The 23475-nt window shown below is 36.3% G+C and carries 21 protein-coding genes and 2 tRNA genes; 1 reads left to right on the top strand and 22 read right to left on the bottom strand.

Features of this window, described 5'->3' with window-relative positions; all coding sequences use genetic code 11:
* Positions 1–8 precede the first annotated feature (8 nt).
* The 19 genes from CFK40_RS08695 to CFK40_RS08605 form a co-directional block, all read right to left on the bottom strand.
* Positions 9–830: a transporter substrate-binding domain-containing protein gene (locus tag CFK40_RS08695; protein ID WP_089531934.1), complete on the bottom strand. Its 822-nt coding sequence runs from the start codon at positions 828–830 to the stop codon at positions 9–11.
* 351 nt (positions 831–1181) lie between these two features.
* Positions 1182–1763 carry a ribosome biogenesis GTP-binding protein YihA/YsxC gene (gene yihA, locus CFK40_RS08690; protein WP_089531933.1) on the bottom strand — a complete coding sequence of 194 codons (582 nt, stop codon included), beginning with the start codon at positions 1761–1763 and terminating at the stop codon, positions 1182–1184.
* A complete protein-coding gene (gene lon / locus CFK40_RS08685) occupies positions 1750–4080 on the bottom strand; it encodes an endopeptidase La (protein WP_089531932.1) in 2331 nt (776 codons plus the stop codon). Before lon ends, yihA begins: the two co-directional genes overlap by 14 nt.
* Before the next feature lie 302 nt (positions 4081–4382).
* Positions 4383–5660: an ATP-dependent protease ATP-binding subunit ClpX gene (gene clpX, locus CFK40_RS08680; protein WP_089531931.1), complete on the bottom strand. Its 1278-nt coding sequence runs from the start codon at positions 5658–5660 to the stop codon at positions 4383–4385.
* 353 nt (positions 5661–6013) lie between these two features.
* On the bottom strand, positions 6014–7300 hold the full coding sequence (tig, locus tag CFK40_RS08675; protein ID WP_089531930.1) for a trigger factor: 1287 nt from the start codon (positions 7298–7300) through the stop codon (positions 6014–6016).
* A gap of 141 nt (positions 7301–7441) precedes the next feature.
* Positions 7442–8419, bottom strand: coding sequence for a tetratricopeptide repeat protein (locus tag CFK40_RS08670; RefSeq protein ID WP_089531929.1), 978 nt, complete (start codon positions 8417–8419; stop codon positions 7442–7444).
* Positions 8420–8563: 144 nt separating this feature from the next.
* Positions 8564–8637, bottom strand: a tRNA-Arg gene (locus CFK40_RS08665).
* A 17-nt stretch (positions 8638–8654) separates the two neighbouring features.
* Positions 8655–8728 (bottom strand) — tRNA-Gly (locus tag CFK40_RS08660).
* A 132-nt stretch (positions 8729–8860) separates the two neighbouring features.
* Complete coding sequence (locus CFK40_RS08655) at positions 8861–9373, bottom strand: metallophosphoesterase (RefSeq protein WP_089531928.1); 513 nt, start codon at positions 9371–9373, stop codon at positions 8861–8863.
* 25 nt (positions 9374–9398) lie between these two features.
* Positions 9399–9992, bottom strand: coding sequence for an XTP/dITP diphosphatase (locus CFK40_RS08650; protein WP_089531927.1), 594 nt, complete (start codon positions 9990–9992; stop codon positions 9399–9401).
* Entirely contained in the window at positions 9992–10762 is a 771-nt protein-coding gene (rph, locus tag CFK40_RS08645; RefSeq protein WP_089531926.1) for a ribonuclease PH, read from the bottom strand. Before rph ends, CFK40_RS08650 begins: the two co-directional genes overlap by 1 nt.
* Positions 10763–11256: 494 nt before the next feature.
* Positions 11257–12333 carry a GerMN domain-containing protein gene (locus CFK40_RS08640; protein WP_089531925.1) on the bottom strand — a complete coding sequence of 359 codons (1077 nt, stop codon included), beginning with the start codon at positions 12331–12333 and terminating at the stop codon, positions 11257–11259.
* 186 nt (positions 12334–12519) lie between these two features.
* A complete protein-coding gene (gene racE, locus CFK40_RS08635) occupies positions 12520–13335 on the bottom strand; it encodes a glutamate racemase (protein WP_089531924.1) in 816 nt (271 codons plus the stop codon).
* 23 nt (positions 13336–13358) lie between these two features.
* Positions 13359–13814, bottom strand: a complete 456-nt coding sequence (locus CFK40_RS08630) for a MarR family winged helix-turn-helix transcriptional regulator (protein ID WP_193433358.1) — start codon at positions 13812–13814, stop codon at positions 13359–13361.
* A 68-nt stretch (positions 13815–13882) separates the two neighbouring features.
* Positions 13883–15388 carry a potassium/proton antiporter gene (locus CFK40_RS08625; RefSeq protein ID WP_089531923.1) on the bottom strand — a complete coding sequence of 502 codons (1506 nt, stop codon included), beginning with the start codon at positions 15386–15388 and terminating at the stop codon, positions 13883–13885.
* A gap of 513 nt (positions 15389–15901) precedes the next feature.
* On the bottom strand, positions 15902–16549 hold the full coding sequence (nadD, locus tag CFK40_RS08620) for a nicotinate (nicotinamide) nucleotide adenylyltransferase (RefSeq protein WP_227001924.1): 648 nt from the start codon (positions 16547–16549) through the stop codon (positions 15902–15904).
* A gap of 52 nt (positions 16550–16601) precedes the next feature.
* Positions 16602–18068, bottom strand: coding sequence for a nicotinate phosphoribosyltransferase (locus CFK40_RS08615; protein WP_089531921.1), 1467 nt, complete (start codon positions 18066–18068; stop codon positions 16602–16604).
* 132 nt (positions 18069–18200) lie between these two features.
* Complete coding sequence (locus CFK40_RS08610) at positions 18201–18752, bottom strand: cysteine hydrolase family protein (protein ID WP_089531920.1); 552 nt, start codon at positions 18750–18752, stop codon at positions 18201–18203.
* A gap of 61 nt (positions 18753–18813) precedes the next feature.
* On the bottom strand, positions 18814–19620 hold the full coding sequence (locus CFK40_RS08605) for an NUDIX domain-containing protein (RefSeq protein ID WP_227001901.1): 807 nt from the start codon (positions 19618–19620) through the stop codon (positions 18814–18816).
* Between the two features lie 433 nt (positions 19621–20053).
* On the opposite strand from CFK40_RS08605, the gene CFK40_RS08600 reads away from it, so the two are divergent.
* Positions 20054–20278, top strand: coding sequence for a helix-turn-helix domain-containing protein (locus CFK40_RS08600; protein WP_089531918.1), 225 nt, complete (start codon positions 20054–20056; stop codon positions 20276–20278).
* Positions 20279–20419: 141 nt separating this feature from the next.
* Here the strand turns inward: CFK40_RS08600 and CFK40_RS08595 are convergent, their stop codons facing one another.
* From CFK40_RS08595 to sdhA, 3 genes are all read right to left on the bottom strand, one after another.
* Positions 20420–20860, bottom strand: a complete 441-nt coding sequence (locus CFK40_RS08595; protein ID WP_193433357.1) for an acyl-CoA thioesterase — start codon at positions 20858–20860, stop codon at positions 20420–20422.
* Between the two features lie 77 nt (positions 20861–20937).
* Positions 20938–21702 (bottom strand): succinate dehydrogenase iron-sulfur subunit, encoded by a 765-nt coding sequence (gene sdhB / locus CFK40_RS08590; protein WP_089531917.1) that lies wholly within the window; start codon positions 21700–21702, stop codon positions 20938–20940.
* Positions 21703–21718: 16 nt separating this feature from the next.
* Positions 21719–23470 (bottom strand): succinate dehydrogenase flavoprotein subunit, encoded by a 1752-nt coding sequence (gene sdhA / locus CFK40_RS08585; protein ID WP_089531916.1) that lies wholly within the window; start codon positions 23468–23470, stop codon positions 21719–21721.
* Between the last annotated feature and the right edge of the window lie 5 nt (positions 23471–23475).

Raw genomic sequence — 23475 nt, 5'->3', positions numbered from 1 at the left:
TCCTACTATTATTTTAATTCCTCAGGCTCTTTTGTGATATCTACACCAACCCACTCCATTGCTATTTCTTTTAACTCTCCACTTTCTTTTAGTTCCTTTAACGCTTCATTAATTGCTTCTTGTAACTTCTCATTTTCCTTTGAAATTGCTACAGCCTGCTCACTGACTCCTAATTGGCCACGATTTTCAATTTCTAACCCGTTATCAATAGCTGTTTGTCCAGTAATGGCATCTGTTATAACTGCATCATGATGACCCTTTGCAAGTGATTGAAGAGCAACGACATCACTATCAACTTGTGGAATATTATCTGTATACTCCTGAGCCATCTCTACATAACTTGAACCTCTTGATACAGAAATCTCTTTACCTTTTAAATCTTCTGCTGATTCAATATCACTATCAGGTCTTGTGAATATAACTGGTCCAGAATAATAATAAGGTTCTGAAAAATTAACTTCCTTTAGACGATCCTCAGTAATTGTATGACTCGCCACAGCTATATCATAACGACCTTGTTTAACACCGGTTACAATAGCAGCGAACTTAGCTTTTTCCTGAACTGCTTCTAAACCTAATTTTTCAGCAATAGCTTCTCCAACTGCAATGTCATACCCTACCATTTTCCCATCTTTCATATAACTAAATGGTTTGAATTCTCCAGACGCCGCAAAAGTAAGCTTTCCATCCTCTACCAAGTCAAACTCTTGGCTATCTCCTGATGCGTTTCCATCACTCTCTCCACCAGATTCAGCTTCTTCTTCTGAACCACATGCAGCTAGTACTAAAGCTAGTAGTATAACAATAAACAAAATATTCAGTCTTTTCATAAACCAACCACCCTTTCTCTGTTTATTAGCCCAAATACTTCCGTGTATGTAGCTTTCTCTCTTTCAGAACTAATAAATTTAATTATAACAAGTTAACAGAAAATATACGAATTGCTTACAATTCCATATTTCCAACTATTTGTACAAATTCTATATTCTCGTGCATATACCTATTTAAACCTTACAAATGCCCACAAATTCACCAATTTACTCTACTAATTGAATTTAAATTCTGAATAATTCTTAAAAAAAGCTTTGAAGAGATCTAAAATAATCCCTTCAAAGCATTTTTATCGCAGTTTTTACGGGCTGTATAATTCCATTGAATGAAGTTTCATTTTATAAGTAGTTTTATAGATATTGTCTGATTACACCCCATGCTTCATCTTTTCCCTCTCCTGATTCAGCAGAAAAAGGAATAACAATATCTTCTTTCTCCATTTGAAGTGTATCTCTAGTCCGTTTAACGTGTTTAGCAATTTTACCTTTAGCAATTTTATCTAGTTTAGTTGCGATGACAATTACACGAAGCTCAAAATGTTTTAAAAACTGATACATGTTTACATCATCGGCTGACGGTTCATGACGTATATCCGTTATAAGCATAACTGCTTTTAGAGTATCTCTTGTTTCGAAATACTCTTCCATCATAACGCCCCATTTTTCACGTTCCTTTTTGGAGACTTTTGCATAACCGTAACCTGGAACATCAACGAAATAAAAGAGTTGATTAATTTTATAAAAATTTAACGTTTGTGTTTTTCCAGGTTTTGAAGACGTCCGGGCTAGATTTTTACGATGAATTAATCGATTGATAAAGGACGACTTTCCAACATTGGACCTACCAGCCAAAGCAATCTCTGGCAAGCGGTCATTTGGATATTGCTTTTGGCTTACTGCGCTAATAACGATTTCAGCATTATTTACTTTCATGTGAATCCCCCACTAACGCATGCTTCAGTACTTGATCTAAATGGTTTACTTTAATAAATGTTAAATCTTCACGAACACTGGCCGGAATATCGTCAATATCTTTTGCATTTTGTTCTGGAATAATAATCGTTGTAATCCCAGCTCGATGAGCACTTAACGATTTTTCTTTTAAACCGCCAATTGGCAAGACACGACCTCGCAGTGTAATTTCTCCTGTCATTCCCACTTCTTTTTTAACGGCTCTCCCAGAAAGTGCGGAAACTAAGGCAGTGGCCATCGTAATACCTGCAGACGGACCATCTTTTGGTGTAGCTCCTTCAGGTACATGAATATGAATATCATACGTTTCATGAAAACTCGGATTAATATTTAATTCCTTCGATCTTGATCTAATATAACTAAAAGCGGCCTGAGCAGACTCTTTCATCACGTCACCTAGTTTTCCTGTAAGGGTCAACTTCCCTTTACCAGGATAATGGGAAACTTCAATGGAAAGGATGTCACCGCCTGCAGCTGTATATGCTAATCCGGTTGCAGTGCCGATTTGATCTTCTTGTTCTACTTGACCATAACGGAAAACGGATTTCCCTAATAAGTCTTCTATATTTTTGGTTGTAACAATAACTTTTTTCTTGTCCTCTGAAACAATTATTTTTGCTGCTTTTCGACATAACCGTGCTATTTGACGTTCTAAACCACGTACCCCAGCCTCTCTGGTATAGGTACGGATTAACTTTAATAGTGCATCATCCCGTACTTGTAAATTACCTTTTTTCAATCCATTTTCTTTTAATTGTTTGCCTAAAAGGTGTTCTTTAGCTATATGGAGTTTTTCTATTTCCGTATATCCAGCAATTGAAATAAGCTCCATCCTGTCAAGCAATGGACCAGGAATATTATTCACATAGTTTGCTGTTGCAACAAATAAGACATTTGATAGATCATATGTCTCTTCTATATAGTGATCGCTGAAATTACCATTCTGTTCTGGGTCCAGCACCTCTAGCATAGCTGATGATGGATCACCCCTGAAATCATTTGACATTTTGTCAATTTCATCTAAGAGAAATACAGGATTGGTTGTCTTTGCTTTCTTCATACCCTGAATAATTCTACCAGGCATTGCACCGATATATGTTCGGCGATGGCCTCTAATCTCTGCTTCATCACGAATGCCACCTAATGAAGCTCGGACAAAGTTACGGTTAATCGCTCTCGCAATTGACTTTGCTAGTGATGTTTTACCAACTCCAGGTGGGCCTACGATACATAGGATAGGTCCTTTTATTGAATTAGTTAATTTTTGCACTGCTAAATATTCAAGCACTCGTTCCTTAACCTTCTCAAGACCATAGTGATCCTCATCTAAAATTTTATGAGCATGATCTATCTCAATTGTATCTTGCGTTTTTTCAGTCCACGGTAAAGCAACAAGCCAATCTAAATAGTTTCTAATAACTGAACTCTCCGCCGAACTCTGTGGTACTTTCTCATACCGATCTAATTCTTTTAGTGCAACTTCCAAAATACGGTTCGGCATTTCTGATTGTTCAATTTTTTCTCTAATCTGATCAACTTCGCCAGTTTTACCATCTTTTTCACCAAGTTCTTTTTGAATTGCTTTTAATTGCTCCCGAAGATAGTACTCTTTTTGTGTTTTCTCCATTGAATTCTTAACGCGTTGGCCAATTTTCTTTTCTAAATCGAGCACTTTTTTCTCATTTGAAATTAATTTAATTAATCGTTGAATCCGCTTTTTAACATTAGCAGTTTCCAAAAGTTCCTGTTTATCCTTTAATTTAAGAGATAAATGTGATATTACAATATCAGCAAGATGACTAGCCTCTTCAATATCGGAAACAATTGCTAATGTTTCATGATTAATTTTTTTAGATACCTTAACATATTGTTCGAATTGGTTTAATAACGAACGCATTAATGCTTCTTCCTCATTTTTGTCTCCGCGTTCTTCAACTATCTCATCAATTTCAACGATGAATTGTTCTTCTTCCTCAATAAACTGAACGATTTCACCACGATATAATCCTTCAACTAAAACACGGATTGTACCATTTGGTAACTTAAGCATTTGTTTTACCGTTGCTACTGTTCCAATTCCATATATACCTTCAGGATCAGGATCATCCACACTCACTTTCTTTTGTGCAGCTAAAAATATAGTTTGGTCGCCCATCATTGCTTTTTCCAACGCTTGTATCGATTTTTCCCGACCAACATCTAAATGAATAACCATTGATGGAAAAACAAGTAAGCCACGTAATGGGAGGAGGGAAAGCTGAATCGTCTTATTTGTCATTGTATGTACCTCCATACTCCGTAAAAATATAATTTATAGTAGAAACCTCGCTAATCACTCTTTCTTCAATAAGTGAATAGCGAAGTTTTTCATACTTTCCTTACGTGTAAAGTGTAAAGAAAAGTTTTCCTTTTGTAAATGTATAAGTTTCTCTATTAGTGTTACCTATTCGTGTCTATGTATGACTGAAAAAAGACTGACCTCAAGAATAATTTAGAACTCCCAATCATCATTACGAAAGCAATAGGAAGAGCTAATCATTCTCACTAGTCAGTCTTCAATCATGTATCATTTACCTATTATCATGCACTTTCTTTAGGTAATGGTTTATTATCATCTTTCACCGTACCATCTTTAAAAATAAGTTTTGGACTACCATCCTCTAATAGAACTGTTTCTTTAGTGATAATACATTTCTCAATATCATCTCGGGAAGGAAGTTCAAACATTACTTCAAGCATTAAACCTTCAATTATTGATCGTAAACCACGTGCTCCAGTTTTCCGCTCAATGGCATTTCTAGAAATTTCTACCAATGCGTCTTCTTCAAATTCTAACTCAACATCATCCATTAAGAATAATTTTTCATATTGCTTCACTAATGCATTTTTAGGTTTTGTTAAAATTTCAACTAGTGCATCTTCATCTAACGGCTCTAAAGCTCCAATTATAGGTAACCTTCCAATAAACTCTGGAATTAAACCATAACGTAATAAGTCTTCTGGTAGTACTTTTGCAAGTAATTGTCCTACCTCAAGATCTTGTTGCTGTTCATCAGCACCAAATCCAATAACCTTTTTACCAAGACGACGTTTGATGATTTGATCGATACCGTCAAAGGCACCTCCACAAATAAATAAGACGTTTGTCGTGTCAATTTGAATGAATTCTTGATGTGGGTGCTTACGTCCTCCTTGTGGTGGTACGCTTGCAACTGTACCTTCAAGAATTTTCAATAGTGCTTGTTGTACACCCTCACCAGAAACATCTCTTGTAATCGATGGATTCTCTGATTTCCTTGCAACTTTATCAATTTCATCAATATAAATGATTCCTTTTTCAGCTTTTTCCACATCATAATCTGCTGATTGAATTAGCTTTAAAAGAATGTTTTCTACATCTTCTCCAACATATCCTGCTTCTGTTAATGAAGTAGCATCTGCAATTGCAAATGGTACATTCAGAATTCTTGCTAATGTTTGGGCAAGTAATGTTTTACCACTTCCCGTTGGTCCAAGCATAGCAATATTACTCTTCGACAGTTCAACATCATCGTTATTTTTTGGAGAATTAATTCGTTTATAATGGTTATATACAGCAACCGATAAATTCTTCTTTGCCTTATCCTGACCAATTACATAGTCATCTAATATTTCGCAGATTTCTTTAGGCTTTGGTACTTCTTTGAATTCAGTTTCTTCTTCTGTACCAAGCTCTTCTTCTACGATTTCTGTACAAAGATCAATACATTCATCACATATATAAACGCCCGGTCCAGCAACAAGTTTACGAACCTGATCTTGACTCTTTCCACAAAAAGAACATTTCAATTGACCTTTTTCTTCATTAAATTTAAACATTCCATTTCACCCCTAAAAGTTTAAATCTACCCCTAATTATTTTTATATAGGATCCAGCTTTCTTAGCCCATCATATCAGAACAAAATTAGAATACAAAACAATATACTTTACATATATTTATTTTTTAATTATGGAGAAATAAATAAAAAAGTCAAATCATAACCGTTATGATTATTGTTTGTTTTATTTTTCTATGTTCAAATAAAAGTTAGTATTGTTTATCATATGTATGTCATGACTAGAAAGATTACAAAAATAATACGCCAGCATTAAAGTGTAAAACAAGACACGAGGTTATCGTGCCTTGTTAGTATTTGCCTCATTTTGTTTTAAATAAACATAGAATCGTTAATTAAACAGTTTTACTTTCTTCAACTAAGAAATCCATCGCTCGTTTAAACTTCAAGTCTTCTTTAATCGCATCAGTATTGCCACCAAGCATTTGCTTCAACTGCGTTACATCAGTTTGGTACATAGATGCCATGCTTTCGAGTTCTTTGTCAACAGTTTCATCAGACACTTCTAAGTTTTCCTCATTATAAATCGCTTCTAATGTTAAATTCGTTTTGACACGTTTTTGTGCATCGTCTTTCATTTGTTCTTTTAATGCATCTTCATCTTGGCCTGAGAATTGGAAATACATTTCCATTGTCATACCTTGCATTTGTAAACGTTGCTCAAATTCTTTTATCATGCGATCGAGCTCAGTAGTTACCATTGCCTCTGGCACATCAACTTCTGCATTGTCAGAAGCTTTTTCAATCAATGTTTCACGCTTTTGATTTTCTGCGTCTTGTTTCTTTTGTTCTTCTAATTCAGCTTTTTTCTTTGTTTTCAATTCATCAAGCGTTTCAACTTCTTCATCTAAATCTTTTGCAAATTCATCATCAAGCTCTGGTAATTCCTTCGTTTTGATTTCATGAATCTTAACGTTGAATACAGCTTCCTTACCAGCTAAATCTTCAGCGTGATACTCTTCAGGGAATGTAATGTCAATTTCTGACTCTTCTCCTGCTTCTTTTCCAACTAATTTTTCTTCAAAACCAGGAATAAATTGCCCAGATCCGATTTCTAAGGAATGATTTTCACCTTTTCCACCATCGAAAGCTTCGCCGTCAAGGAATCCTTCAAAATCGATTACAACTGTATCTCCTTGTTCAATAGTACCTTCTTCTTTAACAACTAATTCTGCATGCTGTTCACGTTGACTTTCGATTGCTTGTTGAACATCTTCGTCGGTCACTTCTACAGTTTGCTCTTCAACCTCTAACCCTTTGTATTCTCCAAGCTTAACTTCAGGTTTAACCGTAACTGTTGCAGTGAAAACAAGTTCTTTCCCTTGTTCAATTTCTTCAATATCTACTTCTGGTTGTTCAATAGGTTCAATTCCTGTTTCTTCGACAGCATTTGTATATGCTGTTGGCAGTACGATGTCAACCGCATCTTGATAAAGTGATTCTACTCCAAAACGGTTCTCAAATATTTTGCGTGGTACTTTCCCTTTACGAAACCCTGGAATTTGTACCTTTTTTACTACTTTTTTGAATGCTTGATCTAATGCTTTATCAAATTCGTCTGGGCTAACCTCGATCGTTAGAACCCCTAGATTACCTTCTTGTTTTTCCCATTTTGCTGTCATATAATTCCCTCCAAAATCTATTGATTTCCATTAATTTTCACAGGTCTCAACTATTTGATGTCTAAACTAGAATACCAAATTTACAACCATATCATTATAACATAATTACTATGTCTTTCAAGCATTTGTAGCTACTACCTACTACTCTTCTATGATGCTTAGGTATAGGGTTTCACACAATTTAATTTCATCTTGGTACCGTAAAATATCTGGATCAAGTTCATTATCCGGCAAATGCTCCATGCCTAGATATGCCTCTCCAATGTTGGTAAGAGCGATTGCTATATGTTTAACATGCTCACTAGAAGGCATAATTGGATACCTCACGTATATATAACGATACAAAAGTGTTTCCATTAATTGGTACAGTGTTGGGTTTTTTAATTCAATTTTATTAATTAATAACAGAATTTGTTTAAAGGTTGCATGTGAATGAATATCAGAAACTTGATTAGGTTTCACCTCAACCTGCATTTCTAACTTATGTATACGAATGTTTTCATTGCACTCGCTATCCTGAAGCCATTTAAAAATTGCGGTCTTAATTACTGGATGTACAAAGCTTTCTGTTAAAAGTGCTTCTGTTGCTTTTATAGAGGGTATCGTGTTTATTTTGCGCAGTTTCTCAACAGACCTCCATTGCTTCACATGATTCTGTTCGTTAACAGCTTCCAACAATTCACTTATGTACTCCGTGTGCTTTTCTTCCTTAATCTCAACATTCATTTTTTCACTCATATCATATAATTGTTGAAATTGCTCTTTCATTTGTTGAGGGACGGAAACGTTATCGAGTTCATAGTCAACTTGTTCCATTAACTTCTTATATTGATTTGTTTGAAATAAAATCGTTAAATAAATATGTACGTAGTGATAATAATTTTCGTTTCTATGCTTTAATAATTCTTCACTTAATACCTGTGCATCCTCATATCTATCTAACTCCATCAGGCAGATAAGTTTACCTATCACTATTTCATGATTGTTTACTTGATAATCGAGTAACTGGTCTAATTTATGTAAAGCCTCTTCATACCTTTTTTCTTTCAAAGCAAGTAAACTCTCTTCTTCCAATGTCTTTTTCCATTTTGGAAACAGAATGACATTTTCATTTTCCACTAATTATTCACCTCCTTAGGTTATTCTAGTACATAACGGATATTTTTTATACATTCCCCGAATACCCATAAAATAAACGGGTTATGAGTATGTAAAGAAAGAGGAACCTATTTTATGTTGCATAGGTTCCTCTTTCTAAGCTGATGTCCCAGGCAGGATTCGAACCTGCGACCCATAGCTTAGAAGGCTATTGCTCTATCCAGCTGAGCTACTGGGACAAGATTATTAGTATGTATGGAGCGGGTGAAGGGAATCGAACCCTCATCATCAGCTTGGAAGGCTGAGGTTTTACCACTAAACTACACCCGCACAAATTATATTGTTAATTTTAACGGACAAGAATCATTATAGGCACTAGTACTTTTTTTGTCAATACTTTCTTAATAAAAACATCATAGGTAGGCTTGTTAATCCATTCCGTAATTAACAAGCTTACATAATCTATGACAATGAGGTATGGTATGTTAATTCTTCGACAATATCACCCTCTGGTGTATAAAATGAGATACATATGTCATCAGGCGTGGCCCATTCCATAATGGCATATGTTTGCACCTGAATCCTTCTTGGTAATCGAATACTACCAGGATTAATAAAAAGCTGGTTTTGAACCTTTTCAGCACCAGCAACATGCGTATGGCCAAATCCAATAACACGTGCACCTAATTCTTCAGCTCGATAGGACAATGTCGTCAATCCTGATTTCACTTGATGTAAATGGCCATGTGTAACAAAAAAGTTGAGATCCCCTATTTCAATCGTCTGTTCATTTGGAAATCGGCTGTCGTAATCACAATTTCCACTTACTTTCACAAACCCATCTAATTGCTCAGCATCAAGATCCAATTCAGAGTCGCCACAATGTATCATCAAATCAACGTTTACTTGATCCTTAATTTGTGTCAATTCTTTTGTTAAACCGTGACTATCACTTACAAATAATACGCTTGTCACGATTATCACCCTCCTGATTTAGCGTTTATAATTTTTGAATCCAAGCGTCTAATTGAACAATCGCATTTTTTCGATGACTTATTTCACTTTTTTCAGCTGGTGTCAGTTCTGCCATTGATTTCACATAATTATGAGGGATAAAAATGGGGTCATACCCAAATCCATTTTCACCTTTTGGCTCTATTGCAATTGTTCCTTCACAAACACCTCTGTTTAAAATTGTTTTTTCACCTGGTGCTGCAACTGCTAAAACACAAACAAACCGCGCCGTTCGTTTTTCTACTGGAATACCAATCATATTTGTCAGCACCTTGTCCACGTTTGCTTTGTCATTCTTTTCCTTACCCGCATATCTCGCAGAATAGACACCAGGTTCACCTTCTAATGCATCAACTACTAAACCAGAATCATCCGCAAGAACTGGTATCTCAAACAACGCTGAAATTTGTTCTGCTTTCAATGCAGCATTTTCTTCAAAGGTCGTTCCAGTCTCCTCGATATCAGGTATGTTTTTAGATAGATCTAACAAAGACAAAACTTGAATCCCATACGCTGAAAAGAATTCAGTGAACTCTTTTGCTTTACCTTTATTTTTAGTCGCTATAATTATTTTTTTCATTATTTTCCACCCGATGAGCGTACCGTTTTGGTCTCACCAACTCTGTTAGCTAATTCACCTAGTACATTTTTCTGTTTCTCTATAATTTCTTGTAATCCTTTTGTCGCAAGTTTCAACATGTTTTGTAACTGATCATACGAAAAAGTAGCTTCTTCGCCAGTTCCTTGGATCTCGACAAACTCCATTGAACCTGTCATGACAATGTTCATGTCCACCTGTGCTTGTGAATCCTCTTGATAATTTAAATCTAGTATTTCATCACCATTTTCCAGAACCCCAACAGAGGTAGCTGCAAGAAAATCTGTGACTGGCATTTTATTCATTGTTTTTGCATCTATCATTTTACCAAAAGCAAGTACCACTGCTACAAAGGCGCCTGTAATGGAAGCCGTACGTGTTCCACCATCAGCTTGTATAACATCGCAGTCAACCCAAACTGTCCGTTCACCTATTTTATCTAGATCAACAACAGACCGTAACGCTCGTCCGATTAAACGCTGAATTTCCATTGTTCGCCCACTTACTTTACCTTTCGACGATTCCCGAATATTACGCCTGTCTGTTGCTCTTGGGAGCATGGAATATTCTGCAGTGATCCATCCTTTTCCTTGTCCTCGCATGAATGGTGGTACCTTATCCTCTATACTTGCATTACAAATCACTTTTGTGTCCCCAACACGAATCAAAACTGATCCTTCAGGGTGTTTAATAAAATCCACTGTCATATTTATTTCGCGCAAACTATCTACTTCTCTATTGTCATTTCTCAATCTTAAACGCCTCCTTAATTCCAAAATTAATCGTAACATATTTTACCATGAAACATATACAAAAGCGCAAATGCCAAGCTAAATATTAGTTCCTAAAAAGAGCAAAAGCGCAAGCGCCCAGTTATTGCCGTATGACCTGGTGGGTAGTTCGGTGTTGCTACGCAAAGTAGCGGTTTTAACCGAACCTCCTTCTTTCTTGAGATAAAGGAAACATGCCCCTGCAACAGGGGTATGCTGACGTTGGGCGGCAAGCCCGCAGTTAGTCGGCCTTCCTTTTGTAGCGATTCGATGTTGACTTATCGTAAGGAGGAGCCGGAAGGGCACTAGGCAATGGGCGCTGGCCGATAAAAACGCCACGTCCTGTGGCTTTATCGGCACTAGTACGTCCTGTACGTCGGAGCTGGACGTGGCTGACTAGGTAGATCAGTTATCCACAATTACAAAATTTTATAGTTCCCAAAAGCAAAAAAAGGCTGCCAAAACAGCCCTTTAACCTATAACTTCTCAGCTGGCATAATCATTTTCTTTGTAACTGGTTCGGTATACGCTTTACCACTTTCATTAAATATCTGATCTACCTGATTAACATTAACGTCAACTGCTTTAACTTCTTTATTTTCAGTTAATGTCCTTACTAACGTCTCTACAACATTATCGGAAATTGTTGCTGGCCCTTCTTCAAGAAGTATTTCACTATTAAATACTAACTTAAGCACTCCATTTTTTAACTGTGGTTCTTCCATTAATGATACGGATGAGTTAAATACTTGTGTGACATTTGAATTGTATTGCGGTCCTTCTATCAATGCACTCACAATTGATTCATATTGATTAGCTTCATTCATCTTAATGTACTGTGTAACCGGAACGAAATAGTTTGTATCATTGTGTGCTGTTGGGTAGTAAAGTGTAACTGCTTCACTCTCTAAGTAATCTATTGTGTCCGTTTGAATCATGTTTATACCATTAGCCCTTGTATAACCATCTGAAACTGGTGTACCATTTACTGGCATTTCATTTACAGGATGACCGTTAATCCAAAGCTTAACCTTATCCACGCTATCAAATTGAGTTAAGGTATAGGTCATAGCTTGTAAAACTTCCAGTTCCTTTTCGGCGTCATAATTTTTAAAGTTATTGGAAACATCTACAATCATTGTGCCGTCTTCACGTGAATCTAATCCTAAGATTTCTGTACCTGCTGGTAAAACTGCCTGAAAGCCGTTTGGTAAAAGCTGTGTAACTGGGCCATCTTTCACTAAATATTCCAATGCCTGTGTCGCTACTTCTTTTGTTGCTGGTAGTTCAAATGTTTGAGGTACTACCATTCCATTTGAATCAAGTAAAAATAGCTGTGTTTCTACTGTTTCCGCTGAACCTGCTTCCTCTTGACCTTTTTCTTTCGCGTCCTCTTTTGTTGCTTCAGAGTCTGCATTTTCTGAGCTATTTACTTCTGTTGCATCTTGCGGTGGATCAATTTTCTCTAAAGACTGTTCCCCTTGAAAACACCCAGTTAATATCACGGAAAAACTCACTATCCCTGTTAATATAAAAATACCGCGCATCCGCATGTTATTCCCTCCTACGATGGTTTGTACTACTATATATACGAGCCCATTGTAAAATTAGACCAAACCAACACAATTTTTTATAAAAAGGATGTTCAAAAAATCACCAAATGATAAATGGCGACTTTTTGAACTCGAAATTTTAATTATTATTGAATAAAAAAATAGACCCTGAATTAACAGAATCTACTAAGTAATAGTGGCGTGTTCGATAACTACTGTTTGAACTTTATCTTCCGAGCTTTGGAATATACGTTGTGTAATCTTTTTAAATGTGGCAAGTTCGCCAGTAGTATAGAATTGGTGATAAGGAATCCGATCATCTTTACATAATATTTCATGGTATTCTAAAATTGCACTGGATTCACGGGCTGTTTCTTCACTTGATGAAATGATCGAAACATGGTCACCGATAACCTGTTGGATGGTATCTTTTATTAGTGGATAATGGGTACATCCAAGTATAAGGGTATCGATATGATTATTTTTCTTCATTGGTTCTAGCGTTTCTGAAACAATTTGTAATGTAGTTTCACCTTGTAAAATTCCCTTTTCCACCAATGGCACAAATAACGGACAAGCTAATGCGTTTATATGAATCTCTGAATGAATATTTAATAACGCTTCTGGATAGGCCTTACTACGAATTGTTCCGTCTGTTCCAATAACACCAATGTGCATGTTTTTAGTAGCATTAATTGCTGCGCGCGCACCTGGATTAATAACACCGATGACTGGGATATCTAAATGTTCTTGTAATTCATTTAGTGTGAATGCGGTAGCTGTATTACAAGCTACTACTAACATTTTGATCTTCTTTTCCAGCAAAAAGTTCACCATTTCCCAGGTGAATCTTTTCACTTCCTGTTCTGACCTAGGTCCATAGGGACATCTTAATGTATCGCCTACATACAGTAGTTTTTCTTTAGGTAATTGTCGCATTAATTCATGTGCAACGGTTAATCCTCCAACACCTGAATCAATGACTCCGATAGCTTGATTCAACGATAATCGCCTCTTCTAAGTTGTTATTTTTCATTTACAGATTTCATTTGCTCATGCAAAAAAGCTAATAATCTATTTAAGGTCTCCGTTTCTTCCATCGAAAAGTTCGTTAACACTTCTCCTAGGTATTCCTGTCGTTTCTTAATAACTTCATGGATAATCGTATTTCCTTTTTCTAAAACATGAATACGCACAACCCGTCTATCGTTTAAATCACGGACACGTTCAACTAATTCATTTTTTTCCATACGATCTACTAAATCTGTTGTGGTGCTAAAAGCTAACCCATTCTTATTTGATAACTCACCAATCGTTAAATCACCTTCTTCTAATAACCATTGTAAAGCGATAAACTGGGGTGAGGTAATAGAATAATTATTTAATATTTTACGCCCATTTTGCTTAATAGCTCCAGCTATATAACGAAGGCTTTTTTCAGCATCAGCAATTGCTGCAGTAGTTGTTACACTATTCTCCAAGTGGGTTACCTCCCATAATAATTCATCAATCTAACTATACTTTACCATACATGTGACTTTATCATATATCAATCGTTGCCTTCATTAGAAGTAGATGCATCATTTATTTCTTTTTCTAATAAGGCCTTCAGTTTTGATTTACTTTTGCGCGAAGCTAATATATATAAAGTGTCTTTTTCTTTTATTGTTGTCTGTCCATTAGGTGTAATAATATTACCATCTCTAATTATAGCATTTATTAGTGAATTGTCTGGTAGTACTAACTCCTCTAAGGTTTGACCAATAATTGTATTTTTTTTTGTAACGTAATATTCGACCATTTCTACGTTTGTTTTACCTATTGAAATCAGTTCTAATGTGTGTATTGGCTCCGTCTTAGCCTCGCCTTCTAGACCCAATTTTCTTGTCATATAAGTTATTGTTGATCCTTGCACAAGTGTTGAGGTTAGAACAACGAAAAATACAGCATTAAACATGATTTGGCTATTTTCCAGTTCTGCTAACATAGGGAAAATAGCTAGAACAATTGGTACAGCCCCGCGTAAACCAGCCCAAGATAAAAATAGTTTTTCTTTAAAATGGTATGGTGATTTAATTAAATTTAAGAAGACTGCAATTGGTCTTGCAACAAAAATTAATATCACAGAAATTAATAAACCATTAACAATGTTCGTAAATGTAAATAATTCTGTGGGGAATACAAATAGGCCAAGAATGACAAACATTAAAATTTGTGCCATCCATGCAAAACCTTCATTAAAACGGAGAATGGAGTGTCGGTAAGTCAAATCCAAATTACCAATAACTAACGCAGTTATATATACCGCAAGTAAACCGCTGGCGCCAACTAATGATGTAATACTGTATGTTAAAAATGCAAATGCGATTCCGAATAAAGGATATAGTCCACTTGAGTCTAAATTAATTCGGTTAATCGATATACTACCCACCTTGCCGATGATTAAACCGAGGACGAGTCCAAGTCCCATTTGCCAAAAAAACGTCCCTATAAGCATCCATATACCAGATTGTTCCTGTGTAATAAGCTGTATTACGGATAGGGTTAAAAACATTGCCATTGGGTCATTTGATCCTGATTCTGCTTCGAGTGTAGACTTAACATTCCCTTTGATGTTTTTTCCTTTCAAAACAGAGAAGACCGCTGCAGCATCTGTTGAACCTACGATAGATCCAACCAAAATACCTTCTAACCAGGATAAGTCGAGGATATACTTTGCAGCAACTCCAACTACAAGAGAGGTTACTAAAACGCCTATGGTTGCCAGAATTGTGGCTGAAGGTAATACCGGTTTGATTGTTGACCATTTCGTTTGCAAACCACCTTCAAAGAGGATAATTATCAATGCTAAAACACCAATCAATTGCGCGATTTTCGCATTATCAAAGTATATAAAATTTAACCCGTCACTCCCAACCAGCATACCTACTCCTATAAATAAAACGAGGGAAGGGACACCGAGACGCGTAGAGAATTTGGTTACAAGAACACTGACTATTAACAATAACGCTACTAAAAAAATAAATTGATTTGATTCCAATATTTCATGAATCATGCGTTGCCCCCAAATAAAAAATTGAATATACCATAGAATATATTACATTAATTATATCAAAACACGCAATCACACTATACTGATTAGCCTTCTTCTAATATGGTTATTCCCTAAGTTATCAAAAAACCTTGTGGTTATCATTAGGTCCGACAGAAGTCTCCCTCTTTAAGCGTGTGTAGAACGTATTTCAGTCGTTAAAGGGGAGATGAATAGCCGAAAGGCTCTTTACAAATTGCCAGTTGTTATTGTGCGAAAATAACTGACACTCTTGTAGATTTACCTGCTTGGGTTTTGTGATATATTCCTCTTTCACAAACTACTCCACGCTGATTGATAGAAGTGGCATAATCTACTGCATAATATTATGATTTTATTTGTATATTTGAGTCTTGAATTATCATTTTAGAAACTCCCAGAAAAAGTTTTTAAATCTGATTCGATTATCGTTAGCCCGTCCTTAGACATGGGCCTAGGATGATAGTGCGGCATTCATTAGGGCTGTATACCACCAAATCACTCCTTTATTTTTGAGCTCTTATTATGATATAAATGATGATTTTTAATATAATTGTAACAACTTGTTGGTAACAAATATCTTGGCTCCCCGCCGCGAGAAAGCTCTTCTCTTATATAGGTAGAACTAATTTCCATGGATAGTCCTTTATCCAAGAGTTGGAATCTACCGTCATCATAATTACGCAATAAAGGAGATTTCGCAATCGTTCCCAACATATCGATGTTGTTGCGAGCCATAATAATAAATTGATTCGAACGAATTAATTCTTCCGCCATCATCCATTCGCCGGCAGCTATATCGACCAGCAAATCTGCTCCCATAATAAAATAGAGTTCCGCGTCAGGCAGGATATCTTTTAAATATTCCATGGTATAATAAGTATAATGTTTGCCTGGCAGTGCCTGAAATTCATACGTATCTAGCATAAACTTCGAATTTTCTCGAATTGCCAGCTGTACCATTTCCGATCGATGGGCATCTCCGGTTTGTAATTGCTTATCCCTTCTTTTATCCGATGAAGGCAGAAAAATGATAAAGTCCAGCTTTTTCCGATGCGCCACGGTGGATGCCGTCCATAAATGAACATTTGTTACCGGGTCAAAAGAGGAACCGTATATTCCCACCTTTGCACCTTTTTCAAACATACTCTTAACATCTTTATTCGGGTTTAAATCTTGGAAATATTGCTCTGAACGTTTAGTCATTTTCTACCATCACCTTTACTTTTTCTCTAACCTCACTTATGTTATCCATCTTGTTGTCCCAGGTTTTTTGGCTTAAATCAACCGCATATTCTTCCGGATTTGTGGTTCGCTTGTATTCATCCCAGAACAGGTTTAGTTGTTCTTTCGCATAGGCTTTCATCTCGTATAAGGTTGGATTTTGATAGATTAAATTTCCATCTTTGAATATATCTTGATGCAGATTTACGGCTTTGAAATCCGTAACAAATTTACTAATATAGGTGTGTACTGGGTGGAACATTTTCAGTTTCTCTTCTTCATTTGGATGTTCATTTTCTAATGTGACATAATCACCCTCCGCATGGTTATTGCTCATGTTTACAATACGATACAACTTCTTCTTTCCAGGAGTGGTTACTTTTTCGGGGTTGCCGGATATTTTAATGGTATCGACCATTTCCCCGTTTTCATTTTCAATAGCTGTCAGTTTATACACAGCACCTAACGCTGGTTGATCATATGCGGTTATGAGTTTAGTCCCAACTCCCCAAGCATCAATTTTTGCTCCTTGTGCTTGTAAACTAATAATCGTAGATTCATCTAAATCATTGGAAGCATATATCTTCGTTTCATTAAATCCTGCCTCATCCAGCATTTTACGAGCTTCTTTTGAATAGTATGCCATATCTCCACTATCCAAACGAATACCCTCGAAATTTATGTTATCCCCTAATTCCTTTGCTACTTTAATGGCATTGGGGACACCGGATTTCAATGTATCGTAGGTGTCTACCAGAAATACACAATCCCTGTGACTTCTTGCATATTTTTTAAATGCTGTATATTCATTTTTATATGCTTGGATCATAGCATGAGCATGCGTACCTGATACAGGAATACCAAATAATTTACCCGCCCTTACATTACTTGTTGCATCAAATCCACCAATAAATGCCGCTCTTGTTCCCCAAATGGCTGCATCCATTTCTTGTGCTCTTCTTGTCCCAAACTCCATAAGCGGCTGTTCGTTGACTACTTGTTTTATTCTAGCTGCTTTCGTAGCAATTAATGTTTGATAGTTAACAATATTAAGAAGAGCTGTTTCCACTAATTGTGCTTCCGCTAACGCTGCTTCCACACGAAGCACTGGTTCATTTCCGAACACCACTTCCCCTTCTCTTACTGATCTAATATTCCCGTTAAATCGTACTAATTTCAGGTATTCCAGGAATTCATCACCATATCCCAGTTCCTCTTTCAAATAGGTTAAATCTGATGCGCTAAATTGAAAGTTTTTAATGTAATCTATAATTCTCTCCAATCCTGCAAATAAGGCAAATCCATTTCCAAACGGTAATTTTCGAAAGTACAAATCAAAAACCGCTTTTCGGTTGTGTACCTTATCTTCCCAATACGTTTCTGCCATATTTATTTGGTATAAATCTGTATGCAGTGCTAAACTATCGTCTGTAGACATCATCCCTAAAACCTCCTGAAATTTTATTGTTTCCTAACCATTTTCCCTTTTTATCTGCTTCCGTTTCACTCCAACAAAGACCAAGTCCCTTAATTGTATAGTGGGATAAATTTATCCATGTACCTTGGATTGGTCTCAAACGACTTTTGCATTTAAACAAGTTTCAACATGTTTTAACGCCCACTCATGGCCAGTTTGATTAAAACTGGCAACTCCATCTTCATGAACAACGATGCGATAGCCACGATTATACGCGTCTACAGCGGTATGAAGAACACATATATCGCTGCAGCATCCTACAACGTGTACTTCCTCGATTTGTCTTTCACGAAGTTTCAGATCCAAGTCCGTTCCAACAAATGCGGAATACCTTGTTTTATCCATCCAATAGACGTTTTCATTATCTTTATTTCTTTCCCATACGTCTTTTAGTTTTCCGTATAGTTCTCTGCCTTTAGTTCCAGCAATGTTATGCGGAGGATACAATTCCATTTCCGGATGATATTTATCCCCTTCCGTATGCTTATCAACAGCAAAAACCACATAATCGCCATTTTCAATGAATCTTTCCGTTATATTCACAATAGAATCTTCAATATCCTGACCTGGTTTCCCACAGGTTAATGCACCATCGTCCGCAACAAAATCATACGTATAGTCGATATTTAACAAAACCTTCTTTAACATAGAAACACCCCTTTGTTTATAATTAGTAATTTTTATATTGCTAAATACTAATTTTAAAAAATTACTCCCAAATGGATTTTACAATGTCTACATCATTAAACGTATACAGTTGGGAGGGGCGAAATGAATTCCTTTCTGTTTTTTTCAAATTCCCTTCCCTGTCATAAACCTTTTCTACAAATGGTAACTTAGGAACCTTCGCAAAGAAGACGGATTTACTGGTTATTCTCGGATTATCTGAAACAGTTAGCAATACACGCTGTAACTCAGATAGAGTGAACGCTTCGGGCAAGAAATTTTTTGCTATCGTTGTTTCAATCAAATCTCTTTCTATTAACCTTACCGCATCTGAAATTATTTTCCAGTGATCAAATGCTAATTCCAAATGTAACGCTTCTCCTATCGTAAACAGTCGAACGTCATCTGCATCATCCGCCGCCTTCCTTTTTATTAACTTTTGCTCCGGAACGATGGCATAATGCGCATTGGAAATAATCCAGCCGCGTTTGTCTCTTCCAAATGCATCGTATACACCAAAATGCTTAAGAAATATCCCTTTTATACCCGTTTCTTCTTCTAATTCTCTTTCCGCTGCTTGCATTGCTGTTTCCCTTTTCATTCCATCGGTAAACCCACCCGGAAGTGCCCATTTATTTGCTTCAATGTTTGGTTCACCTTCTGAATCGTATGAAGCTCTTCTTATCAACATAATTTTCAGCTCTTTATTATCCGGTTCCTTTGTTTTTTCATTGTTTTTTTTTGAAATGATGGTAAATACAGCAATATCACTCGTATACCCATCTGGAGTAATATAGTCGTTTGAATCATAATGATTAAGTGCTTCTTGTTCATTGTTATGTTTTGCCACTTTGTTCACCTCTTCCATTGCTCCCAATGAAGCCTTAAAAAACTTTTTAATTTGTAATTCCTTATTAACTAATTACTACCTCATATTACAATACATTTCTTATAAATTCAAGTCTTTTCTTGGGGGAAAATAAAAAATTCTATTTATTAGAAGGAATTAAGAAATCTTGGATAAGGCCATAACAAGAAATTGAAGCGAATTTCAGAGCTTTGGTGATTTATATTTCGACACACTTACACATTGATTTCTTTGGCAATTTGGAAGAGAAATGAACACTATAAAAATGCAAAGGGTAATAATCCTATAATACTGAAACACTAATTCTTTTTAATGTTAAATTGTGTGCACTGATTATGACAGGATTCATAAGCTATATTGACTAAATAAATTCCCTTCGTTATACAGCTTTATGTCAGCAAGGAGGGGTTAACATTTGAAAGACAACGACTACAAACCAAAACAATTACTAACAAAAAGGGAAAAGGAAGTCTTCGAACTACTTGTACAGGACAAAACAACTAAGGAAATTGCCCAGGAATTGTTTATTTCTGAAAAAACTGTCCGAAATCACATATCAAATGCAATGCAAAAACTAGGAGTCAAAGGGCGATCACAAGCTGTGCTAGAGCTTATTCGTATGGGCGAATTAAAGCTCTAAAAAAAACCGACTATCCATGGGTAGTCGGTTTTTTAAAAAATAAGAAAATATAAAATTTTGTCTAGCTCTAGCGCTAAAACTTTAGTAGTCTCACTTTACTTCCGTGCGATAAAACAACTCAGTTCACCTGCGCTTTTCTAATTACATATGTATTAAGTTACCTTTCATCTGTTCACTCAGCGGGACAGGTTTTCCAGTTTTTGGACTAACGTAGACTAATCTGCCTCTACCAGTTAAACAAATCTTGTCTTCTTGATTAATTCCCATGTAGTGAATATCCATAGAAGTATTTCCAATATAATTCACTTTAACATAAATTTCTAATTTATCATTAAAAAATAGTTGCTGAAGATAATCACATTGTAAATCAGCGGCCACTGGAATGCAATCTTCATCATTATTATCGAATAAAGCTTGCGATTTTAAAAATTCAATCCGCGCTTCCTCAAAATATATAAACGGCGAAACATTATTTACATGACCGAACATATCTGTTTCGGAAAAACGAATTTTAATTGGAACAGAAAAGGAAAACGTTTCCCTCCAAGACTTCATATCTTCAATATAAGCTATGGATTTCACCTATTACACCTCTTTTTAAAATAAAATTGGCCCTACCGCAACATTTGGGTAGGGCCACCTTAAAATACTTGGTGTGACTAGTATGCGTTGTCACTACCAAAGAAATTTTTAAATGCTTGAATATTTGTTGCTCTATTCATAGCAGCAATTGATGTTGTTAATGGGATACCTTTAGGACATACTTCCACACAGTTTTGTGCATTACCACATCCAGAAATTCCTCCATCTTGCATAAGTCCTTCCAAGCGATCACTTGCATTCATGTCTCCTGTTGGATGTGCATTAAACAAACGGGCTTGGGATAGAGCGGCTGGTCCGATAAAGTCTGACTTGTCATTCACATTTGGACAGGCTTCTAAGCAAACCCCACAAGTCATACATTTTGATAATTCATATGCCCATTGACGTTTCTTCTCTGGCATACGAGGTCCAGGTCCTAAATCATGTGTACCGTCAATTGGTACCCACCCTTTAATTTGTTTTAATGCATCAAACATTTGTTCACGATCTATAATCAAATCACGAACAATTGGAAATGTGGACATTGGTTCTAGATGAATTGGTTGTTCCAATTGATCAACCAGTGCCGTACATGATTGGCGTGCAGTTCCGTTAATAACCATTGAACAGGCACCACAAACTTCTTCCAAACAGTTCATATCCCAATAAACAGGTGTAGTTTTTTCCCCATCCGCATTAATAGGATTTCGTCTTATTTCCATTAACCCAGAGATAACATTCATATTTTGTTTATAAGGAAGATTAAATGTTTCCTTATAAGGAGCAGAATCTGGGCTGTCTTGTCGAGTTATAATAAATGTAACTGTTTTTTCCTCAGCCATTTCTAACTTTCCCCCCTTAATGTTTTTTACTATAGTCCCGTAATCTAGGTTCAATTAAAGAAGTGTCTACTTCTTCATATGTTAATACTGGAGCATTCTTTGCTTTATCAAATCGTGCAATCGTAGTCTTTAAGAATTCCTCGTCATTTCGTTCAGGGAATTCTGGTTTATAATGTGCACCACGACTTTCATTACGATTATAAGCACCAAGTGTAATAACACGTGCTAATTGAAGCATATTCTTCAGTTGTCGAGTAAACATAACACCCTGGTTACTCCAACGAGAAGTATCATTAATATTAATCTTTTCCCATCGTTCCAAAAGTTCTTTAATTTTTTCGTCTGTTTTTAGTAATTTATCGTTGTGACGAACTACCGTAACGTTATCTGTCATCCATTCCCCAAGTTCTTTATGGATCTGATACGCGTTTTCATCGCCATTCATCTTCATAAGGGCTTCGAATTTATCCTGTTCTTCTTTTTGTTTTTTGTCAAAAAGTTCAGACGACATATCTTCAACATGTGTTTCAAGTCCATCAATGTAATTTATTGCATTTGGTCCTGCAATCAAACCACCGTAAATAGCTGATAATAATGAGTTAGCACCTAGACGGTTTCCACCATGCTGAGAATAATCACATTCTCCTGCTGCAAATATTCCAGGAATACTAGTCATCTGATCAAAATCAACCCAAAGTCCGCCCATCGAATAATGAACCGCCGGGAAAATCTTCATTGGAACTTTACGAGGATCTTCTCCAACAAATTTTTCATAGATTTCGATAATACCACCAAGTTTAACATCCAATTCTTTTGGATCTTTATGTGATAAATCCAGGTAAACCATGTTTTCACCGTTAATGCCTAATTTTTGATTCACGCAAACATCAAAAATTTCACGTGTAGCAATATCACGAGTAACTAGATTTCCATAAGCAGGATATTTTTCTTCCAAGAAGTACCATGGCTCTCCATCTTTGTATGTCCACACACGTCCGCCTTCACCACGTGCTGATTCACTCATTAATCGGAGCTTATCATCCCCAGGAATTGCTGTTGGGTGAATTTGGATAAATTCTCCGTTTGCATATTTTGCTCCTTGCTGATACAAAATACTTGCTGCTGAACCAGTATTAATCATTGAGTTCGTTGATTTACCAAAGATAATTCCTGGACCACCAGTAGCCATTATAATTGCATCTGAGGGGAAAGATTTTATTTCATGTGTTTTAATGTCTTGTCCTACAATACCTTTTCCAACGCCTTCATCATCAAGAATTGCCCCAAGGAATTCCCAGCTTTCATACTTCGTAACTAATCCTTCCACTTCGTAACGACGAACCTGTTCGTCAAGTGCATATAATAATTGTTGTCCTGTAGTTGCCCCTGCATATGCTGTACGATGATGCTGTGTACCGCCAAAGCGACGGAAATCAAGCAATCCTTCTGGTGTACGGTTAAACATAACTCCCATACGATCCAACATATGTATGATACTTGGTGCCGCGTCACACATTGCTTTTACAGGTGGTTGATTTGCTAAAAAGTCCCCACCATAAAGTGTATCGTCAAAGTGAATGGAAGTGGAATCCCCTTCACCTTTTGTATTTACAGCACCGTTTATACCGCCCTGGGCACATACAGAGTGAGAACGTTTTACAGGTACGATAGAAAACAGGTCTACATTAACACCTGCTTCAGCTGCTTTAATCGTTGCCATAAGCCCGGCAAGTCCACCGCCTACAACAACAACTTTTTTATTACTCATTATAT

The organism is Virgibacillus necropolis, assembly GCF_002224365.1.
GTDB classification, from domain to species: Bacteria; Bacillota; Bacilli; order Bacillales; family Amphibacillaceae; genus Virgibacillus_F; species Virgibacillus_F necropolis.
This window is presented reverse-complemented; position numbering and strand designations above follow the sequence as displayed.